This is a genomic window from Priestia sp. YIM B13486 (genome assembly GCF_042787865.1).
Taxonomy (GTDB): domain Bacteria; phylum Bacillota; class Bacilli; order Bacillales; family Bacillaceae_H; genus Priestia; species Priestia megaterium.
In genome coordinates, this window is sequence record NZ_JBHZOZ010000018.1 from 15,141 (window position 1) to 27,650 (window position 12,510).

Sequence of the window (12,510 nt, forward strand, 5' to 3'; positions counted from 1 at the left end):
AAAAAGCATTCTCCGAGGAAACGGAAAATGCTCTAAACGACTACTTCAATAAATTCAACGTTTAGAGTATAAGCGCCTCAAGACACTCAGACTACATCATAACACTATGGCTTTCCGTTTGCAATAGAGCTTACTTATACTCTTTTTAATATCACGGTAATTTATGCATCATTTTTGAGATAACTTCCTCAAGCTTCATCCCTCGAGATGCTTTCACTAAAACCACATCTTCTCTTGTTGTAATCGCTGTTAATTTTTTAACAAGCTCATCTTTCTCCTCAAAGTGCATTACCTTATCTTCTGCAAAATTATTTTTTGCTCCTTGCTCAATTTCAACAGATAAGGGGCCGTATGTTAGAACATAATCAATTTTTTCTGCTTGAATAAACTCTCCCACTTCTTTGTGGAACTCTTTTTCCTGATCGCCTAATTCAAGCATATCCCCGAGAACAAGAATTTTTTGCTTATAGCCTTCTAAATCATGCATCAACGTGATAGCAGCTTTAACGGACGTTGGGCTTGCGTTATATGCGTCATTAATGAAGGTCAGGCCATCTGTTCGTTTCACGAGCTCCATACGCATATTGGTTAGCTTTAATTCTTTTAACCCCTTAGCGATTGTTTCATTGTCTAGTCCAAAATAATGACCTACCGCAATAGCAGAAAGCGCATTGTGAACATTATGTTTACCTAATACCGGGATAAAGAATGGATATGTTGTTTCACGTGAAACAGTGAATGTTGTGCCTAACTCTTCAGCTGAAATAGCACTTGGATACAAATCGTTTTGTTCTGAGCTGCCAAATGTCACCGTTTCAAATACTGGATTAACAACGCGCGACGTTAAAAGTGGCTCATCACCATTATAGACAAGCTGACCTGTTGGCGCTAAGCCGCTTGTAATTTCTAATTTTGCCTCCGCAATTCCATCACGGCTTCCTAAGTCTTGAAGGTGCGATTCTCCGATATTTGTAATAATGGCTACATCAGGCTCCGCTAAATTAGAAAGAAACTCAATTTCCCCTCGGCTACTCATGCCCATTTCTAAAACTGCAATATCATGAGTTTCATCTAAACGCAAAATAGTAAGCGGCATACCAATATGATTATTAAAGTTTCCATCTGTTTTCAGAACGCGGTAAGTTGTATCGAGCACAGCTTTTACCATGTCTTTTGCTGTTGTTTTTCCGTTACTTCCTGTAATGCCCACTACTTTAATATCTAACTCGTGACGATAGGATTTCGCTAATTGCTGAAGAGCTTCTAGCGTATCATCGACTAAAATAACACTAATGTCTGTCGGTGGATTTTCTTCATCTTTGTTCCACAGTGTAGCGACCGCTCCGTTTTCAATTACTTTATGAACAAATGCATGCCCGTTAAAACGTTCCCCTTTAATTGGGATATATAAATTACCTTGCTGAATGGTTCTCGTATCAATTGAGACTCCCTCAATTACAGCTGTTTCGTTTCCGCTATGAAATACACTTCCTGGAATCATTGTAGCTAGCTGTGTAAGCGTACGTTTAATCATTGTTGGTTTGCTCCTCTCGATATAAAGTTAACTATGGATAACATTAATTGAAACTAAACACAGAAACACTATTCATGATGAATAGTGTTGTGTGAGTTACATTGTGTGTTTAATTTGCTGCTTTTCGGTATGACGTTCAATTGCTAGTGATACAAGTTTTTCGATTAAATCTGGATATTCAACACCTGCGTGTTTCCACAATAACGGGAACATACTGAAAGGTGTAAAACCAGGCATCGTATTCACTTCATTAATAATGAATTTACCTTCTGATGTTAAGAAGAAATCTGCACGTACAAGACCAGATCCATCAATTGCTTTAAATGCTTTGATTGCTAGTGCTGACATTTCTTGATGCTGTTCTTCTGTAATTTCAGCTGGAATAATAAGGCCTGTATCGCCGTCTTCATATTTGGCTTTGTAATCGTAAAACGCTTTTTTAGGTAAGATTTCTCCAACTACTGAACAAGCTGCTTCATCATTACCTAACACACCAATTTCAACTTCACGACCAACTGCTGCTGCTTCTACAATGATTTTCCGATCGAATAAGAAAGCTTCAACAAATGCCGCTTCTAACTCTTCACGGTTATCACATTTGCTAATCCCAACGCTTGAACCTAAGTTTGCTGGTTTAACAAAGCAAGGGTATCCAAGTGTTTCTACTTTTTCATAAGCAACCGTTCGATCTGCTTCCCACTCGCGGCGGATAAATGATACGTACTCTACTTGAGGGAGACCTGCCTGTGCAAACAGCTGCTTCATTACAACTTTATCCATACCAGCTGCTGAAGCTAATACACCGTTTCCAACATAAGGAATATTCAATAATTCTAATAATCCTTGTACCGTACCATCTTCTCCATTTGGACCATGAAGAAGTGGGAAAATAACATCTAGCTGATCATCTGTTTTTGAATCTGTTAATGCAAACATTTCCGTATTCAATGAAACTGGTGAAATAGCAGTTCCGTTATCTTGAATTTCTAATTGAGCAACTGTTTCAAGCGGACCAGTCAGCTGTGTGCCGCGAATCCACTTTCCTGTTTCTGTAATGTAAATTGGATGCACTTCATATTTATCGTGATTAATTGCTTTTGAAACTGCTAGAGCTGTTTGTAAAGATACTTTATGTTCAGCGGATTTTCCTCCGTATAAAAGGCCAAGCTTAATTTTCACTGATGTTCCTCCTAACACATATTCATCTTTTCTATTTTATCATGCACGTTTAGATAGTAAACAGAAATATTAACTATTATTACGTATGTCAAAATAGCTAGGCTTGTGAAAGAAATTCCAGCTTCTCCTTTCATTATTTAAAATGACCTTTTCACTTGGATCATTTATTTTCGAAAAAACTTTTTTGATTTTAAATCTTTTTTAAAATTTTATTTGTAAAGTTTATTTATGCTAAAGATCACCATCAATAATCGAAACTATAGTTCTGGTATAAATCAGGAGGTTCAACAAACATGAGTAAAATGGGAAAAACGATGATTGCTGCATGCAGCGTAGCCATTGGAAGTATTTATGCAACTGGTTATATAAACACTCTATCTGATGCACAAGCTGTTCAAGTCACCCCGGCTCATCATCAGAAGAAAACGACGGATCAAACAGACAATCAAACGATTGTCAATGACAGCTGGGGAGAAGATATAGCTTCTTCTAATCGGAACCATTCATCAGCGAGTGCCGAAAGTTCTTCTCCTAAAACAAAATACAAAGATGGAACGTATTCTGGCCAAGGAAGCAACCGTATCGGAACTGTCTACGTATCCGTGACCATTAAAAACGACCGAATTGATACAGTTGAAATTACAGAAGCAGATACTCACTATTCTCAAAGTTACATTGAGGGCCTTCCGGCTCAAGTCGTACAAAGACAAAGCTCAGATGTCGACGTCGTGAGCGGAGCAACGCTTAGTACAGAAGATTTTCAAAATGCCGTGGACGACGCACTTCAGCAAGCAATCAATGCATAAAGGAGAAACGAATGATGTCCATAAAAACATATAGCCGCTCCGTATTATGTATGGGAACAACCGTCTCCATTCAAGTAATTGCTCCCCAATCAGAAGAAGCAAATGTCCTTCACCATATCTCAAAGGCATTTACTATTTTTAAAACCGTTGAAACGACATGCAGTCGATTTGATGCCAAAAGCGAAGTTATGAAACTAATTAGACATGTCAAAGAGCCTGTTTCTGTTAGTCATCTATTATTTGAAGCCCTTCATTTCGCTGTCTTAGTGGCAAATGAAACGCATGGAATCTTTGACCCAACGGTAGGAAAGCAATTAGAAAACCGCGGTTTTAATGAACATTACTTATATGGAAAACCCGTACAAGTGAACGAAGCAGTCGATTCTGGAAGTTATAAAGACATCGTATTGGATACACATAAAAAAACGGTTTGTTTACAAAAACCGATGATTATAGATCTTGGAGCGGTCGCCAAAGGGTTGGCGATTGATTTAGCTGCCCGCTCCCTTCCTTATCAGCATTTTATGATTAATGCAGGAGGAGACATCCTAGTTAAAGGACGCAATCAACACGGAGAGTTGTGGAAAGTTGGGATTCAGCACCCTGTGATTCAAACGCAGTCACTACTGACTTTACGTGTAACAGATACGGCTGTCTGCACATCAGGAAATTATGCTAGAAAAAATAAGACACATCCATCAACGCATCATTTGGTTAATCCCTTATCTCCATCCACTCGAAGCAGTCTGTTGAGTTGCACAGCTATTGCTCCTTCTGCCATGCTGGCCGATGCATTATCTACGTCAGCTTTTATTTTAGGAGCGGAAAAAGGAGTAAATTTATTGAATGATGCCGACATACGCGGCGTGCTCTTCGACTCTAGTTTCACTCCTTTTTTCACATCAGATATGGAGGAATTAATAAATTATGACCACACGTTCTGAACGAAGAAGCGGTGTTAAATATATCAGTACACCAAAAGGTTATATTACTGTAGATGAAAACAAACCAAAAGAAATAAGTCTTTGGGTGCAGCTAGTTAAAACCCCTAAAAGATATGTAATCGCTATGCTTCTGCTTTTAACTTTATTAGGTGAATTCAACTCTTCTGCCTTTCAAGGATTAGGACACCTACTGCTTGCCGTATGCTCGGCGGCTGCCTTAGATTTAGGATTTTCTTTTGCTTATAAAAAGAAAATTCAGCTTCCTGACGGCGGAATTATTACTGGATTAATTATTGCCTTAGTACTCAGCACCTCTACACCTGCTTGGGTCACATTTTGCACTGTAGCTGTTGCGATTTTATCGAAGCACTTCGTAAAAGTAAAAAAGAAGCCTATTTTTAACCCTGCTGCTTTTGGTCTTCTCTTTTCACTTATTGTCTTTTCAAGCGGCCAAAGCTGGTGGGGAAGCTTATCTTTACTACCCGTATGGCTCATTGTATTCGTGTTTGTGACGGGGTACCTTGTGACGAGCAAGGTAAATAAATTCCCTCAAGTATTTGCGTTTTTGGGCGTGTATTTTGCTATTTTCACGATTATGTCATTAATAGGAGTAGGCGATGTAGCAGATGCTTTACGAGCTCCTTTTGTTAATTCCGCTTTATTTTTAGCCTTCTTCATGGTGACGGATCCGCCAACTTCTCCTGCCAAGTATAAAGACCAAATAAAATTCGGGCTGCTTGCGGGGGCGATTAGCGCTATAGATTACTTAGTTTTTGGCGGCCTTGCCTATTTATTAATTGGCCTGTTACTTGCTAATGCATGGAAAGCGTGGAAGACCGCCACTAAAAAAGTGATGAAAAAAGCTGCCTGATGATAGGCAGCTTTTTTCATAGCGGAATTTTCACATGAAATTCCGTACCCACGTTTTTCTGGCTAAAAACCTTAATTTCTCCGTCGTGAGCTTGTACAATCCATTTGGCAATCGCGAGACCTAAACCTGACCCTCCTTCGGCACGTGCTCGGCTCTTATCACTTCGATAAAAGCGATCAAACACATATGGAAGGTCTTTCGCTTCAATTCCAATGCCTGTGTCTCTAACGATTAACGTCATAGAGTGATGATGTTTCTTTAGACTGATGTGAATGCTTTCTCCAGATGGAGTGTATTTAAAAGCGTTATCTAATAAAATCATACATAGCTGATGAAGTCGTTCTTGATCTCCTCCGCACATTAACGATTCAATTTCCCTGGTGAAGTGCAGCTCCTTCAGTTCAAATATGGGCTCAAATTGATTAGCTACTTTATCAACCAGCTCGCCCATATTAAAGACCGTTTTGTTTAGCAGCTGCGCACTTGAATCAGATCTAGCCAGTGTTAGTAAGTTACCCACCAGCTTCGTCATCCGCTTCACTTCGTTTAAGCTTTGATAAATATTTTCGCTTTCTTGCTCGATCGTATGATTTGGCCGTCTAAACAATAGCTCGAGATGCGTTTGCATCACGGAAAGAGGCGTTCTTAACTCATGGGAAGCATCTGCAATAAATTCGACCTGTTTGTTCCACGACTTTTGTATAGGTACAAGCGCTCGATTAGCTAAAAACAAGCCAGCCACAAGCGAAAGAAGCAGTCCAATAAACGCTGAAATGATAAGAAGAAAAGCAAGGTGCTCTAAGGTTTGAGTTTCTGGATCTACGTTTAAGACAAGTTGAATCGTTGAAACGTCTTGATCTTTTATATACCCTTCGTTTTTCACATTCATCACTCGATAAGCATGACCGTTTACCTCTTGCGACGTTTGGGCTTTCCCTTCTGAGAGCGCAGGCTTAAAGTCGTCAATATCGTTTGTATATAACCCTTTTTTAGGTGTGATTTTGATTAGTTTTTTATCACTGCTCCAAAGTAAAAACGCAACCCGTCTTTCTGTTTCTCTCTCATTGTTTTCCTGAATCTCATGTAAGTTTCTTTTTTTAACTTGCTCGCTCATCTCACTTAACCGATTGTCTGGATTTAAAAAAATAACATGCTGCATATAAAAATATAAAACTAAACTAAAAATGCTCAAAATAACCATCAGCACGATTGTGTTAAATAACACAAGCCTGATTCTCGTCTTTTTAAACATGCTCTTCCCCTTTTAACATAAAGCCTACGCCTCTCACTGTACGTACATAACCGTCACAATTAAAAGGCTGAAGCTTCTTTCTTAAATGGTGAACATAGACGTCTACTACACCCACTCCTACGTCAGATGTAAATCCCCATACGCGATTAAAAATTTGATCTCGAATAAGGATTTGTTCTTTATTTCGAATAAAGTATTCCAAAAGCTGAAATTCTTTAATCGTTAACGTTAGGGCACTCCCATTTATCATAACTTCATGATCGGCTTCTCGTATAGAAATGGGACCATATGAAATCATGCCTTCTTCTGCCTGCAAGTCTCTGAGCATCACCCTTAACCTCGCAAAAAGTTCAGCCATGGCAAAAGGCTTAACCAAATAATCATCAGCTCCATAATCGAGTCCTTTCACTCGATCTTCTACACTATCTTTTGCAGTGAGAAAAATAACTTTCGTCAGCACCTTTTGTTTTCTTAGTTTTTTTAGTATGTCAAGTCCTGTCATACCCGGCAGCATAATATCTAAAATCAAAGCATCATAAATATTCTGCTCTGCTAAAAACAAACCTTCATCTCCTTCAGACGCACAATCAACTTCATATCCTTCTTCTTTTAAGCCTTCTACGATACCGTGTAATAAGGAAGCATCATCTTCTACCACAAGTACACGCATATCAAATTCCCCCTTTTGTGAGTACCTAAGTAAGCATTATCTTAGCATGTCACTTTTAAAAATATTTTAAAACTCACGTGTTATCATCTCTTATACTTTATAAAAAAAGTTATGCCTGCAAGCAGACATAACTTTTAACTAAACGCTATTTATGATCAGGACGTCGGTAAATGAACACCGCTTCTTTTGGCAGTTTACCAAACAAAAAGCTAGCAAAGGGTAAAAGACGATGACATCCCCAAATGATGAGGTAACAGCCCGCTAATGTTAGAATATAGCGTGCCAAGATTTCAATGTGAAACATGTAGTTGCCTTGTATTGGTACTGCTTTTGCCACAAAGTTTAAAACCATTGGGTGAATCAAGTAAAAGCCAAACGAGTACATGGCAATATTTTTAACAACCGTCACGGACTTCGCAGAAAGCTTTTCAGCTAATATCTCTGCAATTCGGAAGAAGAAATAACTTCCAGCAACCAAATAAAGCGTATTAACAGCCTCATACGTAAAGCCTGAAATGTGGATTGTCTTCATTGTGTACAAGTGATAATTCAACAGTGAAATAGCTATTCCCGATCCGAGCGTCACTAGAAATAATACAATATTCGAACGACTGTACTTTTTATCCACTTGCTCGCGATAATAAATGCCAATCCAACCGCCGAGTAAAAACGTAGCCATTGTATTTAAAAATAAATTAAATGAAGTGATATGATACGTATTGTTAAGCATTAAATAACCAAGCTGAATGATGATGCCAAACAGCCACATGTATTTTTTAAAAATGGTTACTTTTTGTGCTAGCCATACAAAAACCGGCAGCACGAGATAAACTTGTACAATTAAAAAGATAAAATGAAGCTGATAGTAGGACTCTCCGCGTAAAATACGTTTCACAATATCAGCTGCATTTAATTCTGTTGCTCCTACATAGTACGAATAAAATTCATAAATAAGTGCCCAAATAATATAGGGAACCAAAATATATGTCACTCTTCGAGCATAATACGTTTTCCATAAAGTCTTTGTTAAAGGCTTGTTAATATAACTATAAAAGAAAACCAAACCTGTGATCACAATAAAGATTCCTGCTTCAATTCGAACAATTCGGTTAAGAAAATGATATTTCTGATAAGCTTCGCTTGCAAATGGCAGTACCGTTGCATATGCTGCTGTTACATGTACGAGCACAACCATCATCATAGCGAATAATCGTAAAAAATAAATGGATTGAATATGCTGCTTTTGTTTTTGCTTCACTTTTTCTCTCCTATATAATGTGAAATATAACTTCTAGATGAATAATAGAACATTCAATTTTTTCTTATCTTTCCCGTTTTACAAATAAAAAAGCTAATAACACAAAATAAATGTTATTAGCTTTACTCGTTTGTATTTTATCTTTCCTCTTGCTATCACGCAACTGAATTTACAAAAACAATAAAGAACTTAAGTACAAATACCTAATTAAGTTCCTTTTATTTACGGTGCATTTTAAATTCTAAAAATAATTCATTGTAATAAGCAAGCATTCGTTTGCCTAAGTTATTATATACTTCAAGCTTTTTTGTTAGTTCTTCCTCTGGATAAAAACGTTCATCTTCCGCTACTTCTTTCGGCAAATAATCTAACGCTTTTTTATTAGGGGTAGAATACCCTACATATTCCGCGTTTTGAGCAGCATGTTTAGGATCTAGCATAAAGTTCATGAATTTATGTGCGCCTTCTACGTTTTTAGCCGTTTTTGGAATAACCATGTTATCAAACCATAAATTCGAACCTTCTTCTGGAACAACGTAATTCAGCTTATCGTTTTCACTCATGATCTCAGAAGCATCGCCTGACCAAACAACGCCAATTGCCGCTTCTTCATTTGCTAGGAGCATCTTAATCTCGTCTCCTACAATGGCTTTAACATTTGGTGTTAATGTACCAAGCTTTCTTTTTGCTTCTTGAAGATGGGCTTTATTCGTATCATTTAATGAATAATTTAAGCTGTTTAGCCCCATCCCCATCACTTCTCTAGCGCCATCTGCAAGTAAAATTTGATTTTTCAGCTTAGGATCCCATAAATCATTCCAACTTTTTATCTTCTTGCCATGAATCATATCAGAGTTATACACAATACCCACAGTTCCCCAAAAATAAGGAATAGAGTACTTATTGCCAGGATCAAAGGATAAGTCTAAAAAACGCGGATTAATGTATTTTAAATTAGGCAGCTTCGAATGATCAATTGGCAATAGTAAATTTTCTTCCCGCATCTTGCTAATCGCGTACTCAGAAGGCACAGCAATATCAAATGTCGTACCGCCTTGTTCAATTTTGGTCATCATTGCTTCATTCGAATCAAAGGTCTGATAAATGACTTTAATTCCGGTTTCTTTTTCAAACTGATTCACTAAATCAGGATCAATATAATCTCCCCAATTATAGACAGTCAGCGTATCTCCTCCAGAGTATCCTTCGGCATTGTTCAACTGATGAACCACATACATAAGAACGAAAGAAAGGATGACGATGAAGATAAACGGCTTTGCTAATTGCTTCATTTTCCAGTCGCCACCCCTTTCACTTTATTGCTATATCGCTGACTGATAAAGTAATAACCAATCACAATCAGCACGGTAAACATGAAAATAAGAGTAGAAAGAGCATTGATTTTCAGCGAGACCCCTCTTCTTGCTAACGAGTAAATTTCTACTGAAAGCGTGGAAAAACCGTTCCCGGTCACAAAGAACGTAACCGCAAAGTCATCCAAAGAGTAAGTTAAAGCCATAAAAAAGCCTGCAAAGATACCCGGGCGAATAAATGGCAATACCACTTTCGAAAGTACTTCAAAGCGGCTTGCGCCCAAATCACGGGCTGCATCAAGCAGTGTCGGACTCATTTCCTGCAGCTTAGGCAGAACCATGATGACCACAATCGGTACACTGAATGCAATATGCGCTAATAATACCGATATAAATCCGAGCTTTACACCGATAATGGTAAATAGAATTAAAAAAGATGCGCCAATAATAACATCTGGACTCACAATTAACACATTATTAAATGTTAACAACGTATTTTGAACACGTCTGCGCTTCACGTATACGATAGCAAGTGCCCCTATCACGCCAATAATAGTTGAAATACCGGAAGACAGTAGAGCAATAATAAGAGTATTCAAGACAATAATAAGCAAACGCGTGTCTTGAAACACTTCTTTGTACCAATCTAACGTAAACCCTTCAAATTCACGCATGTTTCCTCCGCTGTTAAAAGAGTAATACATTAAATAAAAAATGGGCGCGTATAAAATGAAAAATACAAAAAATAAATAAAGGTGGCTGAACTTCCACTTTCTCTTCATTTTACACACCTCTCTTTCCAGTGCCTGTTATGAGCATCATAACGGCCATCGCAATAATTAAAAAGACGGCTATTGTGGCGCCCATACCCCAATCCTGCGTCACTAAAAAATGTTGTTCAATCGCTGTTCCCAGTGTAATGACGCGGTTTCCAGCAATTAAACGTGTAATCATAAAGAGTGATAGTGCTGGAATAAAAACAGCCTGACAACCTGATTTAACCCCTTCTAGCGTTAGCGGAAATACCACGCGCTTAAATGTCACCCATGAAGATGCCCCCAAGTCTCGCGAAGCGTAGATAAGCGAGGGATTAAGTTCTTCTAAAGAGTTAAAGATCGGCAAAATCATAAAGGGGATAAAAATATACACCGATACAAATACAAAACTAAAGTCAGTAAATAAAATTTGATGAGTACCAAGTCCTAGAAATTCAGTAAACTTATTAACCGTACCATACGTGCCAAATATACCTAAAAAAGCATAAGCTTTTAATAATAGGTTAATCCACGTCGGTAAAATAATCAGTAGAAGCCAAAGCTGCTTGTGCCTAAGCTTCGTTAGTAAATAAGCTGTAGGATAAGAAAAAAACAAGGAAAATAACGTAATTAAAAAGGCATACCAAAATGAACTCAGCGTCATCTGTAAATAAACTGGGGTGAAAAATTTCTTATAGTTTTCAAGCGTCAGCTCATTATCGATGTTGAAAAAAGAATAATAGACAACTAATACAATGGGAGCAACTACAAAAAGCAAAATCCATAACACGTACGGGACTAAGTAAATATTTCTTGATTTAGTTTGCATCGTAATCCTCTTCATAACCTTCGAGTCGCTTATCGAATTCTTCTTCCGTTTCATTAAATCGCATAACATGAATAGCTTCAGGTTCAAAATATAAACCAATTTCTTCGCCAACCGTTGCCTTTTTCGTAGAGTGAACGAGCCACTCATTCCCTGCATGGTCATAGCCTAAAATTTCATAATGGACTCCTCTGAACAGCTGTGAATCTACACGAACCTGCAGCTTTCCTTGATCGGAGCTTGTAATGGCTAAATCTTCAGGGCGAATCACAATTTCAACCTGCTCATTTTGGTTTAATCCTTGATCGACACATTCAAATTGCTGGCCGCCAAACTCCACTAAAAAGTCAGCAATCATTTTACCTGGTACAATATTTGATTCACCAATAAAATCGGCAACAAAACGATTAATTGGCTCATCATAAATATCTGTAGGTTCCCCGCTCTGCTGAATTCTTCCTTTATTCAAAACAAAGATTTCATCGGACATCGCAAGCGCTTCTTCTTGATCGTGCGTAACAAAAATGAACGTAATACCTAGACGACGCTGTAATTCTCTTAACTCGTATTGCATTTCTGTACGCAATTTTAGATCAAGAGCTGAAAGCGGCTCGTCCAGCAAAATGACTTCGGGCTGGTTTACAATTGCTCGTGCAATTGCTACACGCTGTCTTTGGCCGCCCGACATTTCCTTTATTTCTCTGTTTTCATATCCTTCTAAGTTAACAAAACGAAGGGCTTCTTTAACTTTTATTGCAATATCAGCATTTTTCATCTTCTTGATTCGAAGACCAAATGCTACATTTTCAAATACATTCAAATGGGGGAAAAGCGCGTAGTCTTGAAAAACCGTATTAACCTGTCGTTTGTTAGCCGGGACATCATTAATTCTTTTCCCATTAAAATAAATCGTTCCGCTTGAGGCTTCCGTAAAGCCTGCAATTAATCGTAAAATCGTTGTCTTTCCACATCCCGATGGACCTAAGAGGGTATAAAATTTCCCTTTTTCAATTTCAAAGCTTACATGATCCAATACAACTGAATCATTATCATATTGCTTGGTCACATTTTCAAATTGAATAATTGTATTCGTAGATGTCAT

General features: G+C 37.9%; 12 protein-coding genes. 3 read left to right on the plus strand and 9 right to left on the minus strand.

Annotated features, from left to right (window positions below; genetic code table 11):
* Positions 1–151: 151 nt before the first annotated feature.
* Complete coding sequence (locus tag ACFX4G_RS26255) at positions 152–1,534, minus strand: UDP-N-acetylmuramoyl-tripeptide--D-alanyl-D-alanine ligase (RefSeq protein WP_377577962.1); 1,383 nt, start codon at positions 1,532–1,534, stop codon at positions 152–154.
* A 96-nt stretch (positions 1,535–1,630) separates the two neighbouring features.
* Positions 1,631–2,713 carry a D-alanine--D-alanine ligase gene (locus tag ACFX4G_RS26260; protein WP_097825546.1) on the minus strand — a complete coding sequence of 361 codons (1,083 nt, stop codon included), beginning with the start codon at positions 2,711–2,713 and terminating at the stop codon, positions 1,631–1,633.
* 293 nt (positions 2,714–3,006) lie between these two features.
* Between ACFX4G_RS26260 and ACFX4G_RS26265 the strand changes: the two genes are divergently transcribed.
* Genes ACFX4G_RS26265 through ACFX4G_RS26275 form a run of 3 tightly spaced genes read left to right on the plus strand, consistent with a single transcriptional unit; the run spans position 3,007 to position 5,334 of the window.
* A complete protein-coding gene (locus ACFX4G_RS26265; protein WP_097825547.1) occupies positions 3,007–3,519 on the plus strand; it encodes an FMN-binding protein in 513 nt (170 codons plus the stop codon).
* Positions 3,520–3,533: 14 nt separating this feature from the next.
* Positions 3,534–4,463, plus strand: coding sequence for an FAD:protein FMN transferase (locus ACFX4G_RS26270; RefSeq protein WP_230185234.1), 930 nt, complete (start codon positions 3,534–3,536; stop codon positions 4,461–4,463).
* Positions 4,447–5,334 (plus strand): RnfABCDGE type electron transport complex subunit D, encoded by an 888-nt coding sequence (locus tag ACFX4G_RS26275; RefSeq protein ID WP_377577967.1) that lies wholly within the window; start codon positions 4,447–4,449, stop codon positions 5,332–5,334. The genes ACFX4G_RS26270 and ACFX4G_RS26275 overlap by 17 nt, the downstream gene beginning before the upstream one ends.
* A 16-nt stretch (positions 5,335–5,350) precedes the next feature.
* Here ACFX4G_RS26275 and ACFX4G_RS26280 read toward each other — a convergent pair whose 3' ends face one another.
* The 7 genes from ACFX4G_RS26280 to ACFX4G_RS26310 form a co-directional block, all read right to left on the minus strand.
* On the minus strand, positions 5,351–6,586 hold the full coding sequence (locus ACFX4G_RS26280; RefSeq protein ID WP_162215155.1) for a sensor histidine kinase: 1,236 nt from the start codon (positions 6,584–6,586) through the stop codon (positions 5,351–5,353).
* Entirely contained in the window at positions 6,579–7,256 is a 678-nt protein-coding gene (locus tag ACFX4G_RS26285) for a response regulator transcription factor (RefSeq protein WP_377577970.1), read from the minus strand. The genes ACFX4G_RS26280 and ACFX4G_RS26285 overlap by 8 nt, the downstream gene beginning before the upstream one ends.
* Positions 7,257–7,401: 145 nt before the next feature.
* Positions 7,402–8,514 (minus strand): acyltransferase, encoded by a 1,113-nt coding sequence (locus ACFX4G_RS26290; RefSeq protein ID WP_377577973.1) that lies wholly within the window; start codon positions 8,512–8,514, stop codon positions 7,402–7,404.
* A 218-nt stretch (positions 8,515–8,732) separates the two neighbouring features.
* Entirely contained in the window at positions 8,733–9,806 is a 1,074-nt protein-coding gene (locus ACFX4G_RS26295) for an ABC transporter substrate-binding protein (protein ID WP_377577976.1), read from the minus strand.
* Entirely contained in the window at positions 9,803–10,609 is an 807-nt protein-coding gene (locus ACFX4G_RS26300) for an ABC transporter permease (protein WP_043977800.1), read from the minus strand. The genes ACFX4G_RS26295 and ACFX4G_RS26300 overlap by 4 nt, the downstream gene beginning before the upstream one ends.
* A gap of 1 nt (position 10,610) precedes the next feature.
* Positions 10,611–11,411, minus strand: a complete 801-nt coding sequence (locus ACFX4G_RS26305) for an ABC transporter permease (protein ID WP_377577978.1) — start codon at positions 11,409–11,411, stop codon at positions 10,611–10,613.
* On the minus strand, positions 11,401–12,510 hold the full coding sequence (locus ACFX4G_RS26310) for an ABC transporter ATP-binding protein (RefSeq protein WP_028410433.1): 1,110 nt from the start codon (positions 12,508–12,510) through the stop codon (positions 11,401–11,403). Before ACFX4G_RS26310 ends, ACFX4G_RS26305 begins: the two co-directional genes overlap by 11 nt.

Excerpts from the sequence above, each read along its gene's own strand:
- ACFX4G_RS26305 (WP_377577978.1), bottom strand. The coding sequence starts at position 11,411 with ATGCAAACTAAATCAAGAAATATTTACTTAGTCCCGTACGTGTTATGG.
- ACFX4G_RS26295 (WP_377577976.1), bottom strand. The coding sequence starts at position 9,806 with ATGAAGCAATTAGCAAAGCCGTTTATCTTCATCGTCATCCTTTCTTTC.
- ACFX4G_RS26270 (WP_230185234.1), top strand. The coding sequence starts at position 3,534 with ATGTCCATAAAAACATATAGCCGCTCCGTATTATGTATGGGAACAACC.
- ACFX4G_RS26285 (WP_377577970.1), bottom strand. The coding sequence starts at position 7,256 with ATGCGTGTACTTGTGGTAGAAGATGATGCTTCCTTATTACACGGTATC.
- ACFX4G_RS26280 (WP_162215155.1), bottom strand. The coding sequence starts at position 6,586 with ATGTTTAAAAAGACGAGAATCAGGCTTGTGTTATTTAACACAATCGTG.
- ACFX4G_RS26275 (WP_377577967.1), top strand. The coding sequence starts at position 4,447 with ATGACCACACGTTCTGAACGAAGAAGCGGTGTTAAATATATCAGTACA.
- ACFX4G_RS26255 (WP_377577962.1), bottom strand. The coding sequence starts at position 1,534 with ATGATTAAACGTACGCTTACACAGCTAGCTACAATGATTCCAGGAAGT.
- ACFX4G_RS26310 (WP_028410433.1), bottom strand. The coding sequence starts at position 12,510 with ATGACATCTACGAATACAATTATTCAATTTGAAAATGTGACCAAGCAA.
- ACFX4G_RS26265 (WP_097825547.1), top strand. The coding sequence starts at position 3,007 with ATGAGTAAAATGGGAAAAACGATGATTGCTGCATGCAGCGTAGCCATT.
- ACFX4G_RS26300 (WP_043977800.1), bottom strand. The coding sequence starts at position 10,609 with ATGAAGAGAAAGTGGAAGTTCAGCCACCTTTATTTATTTTTTGTATTT.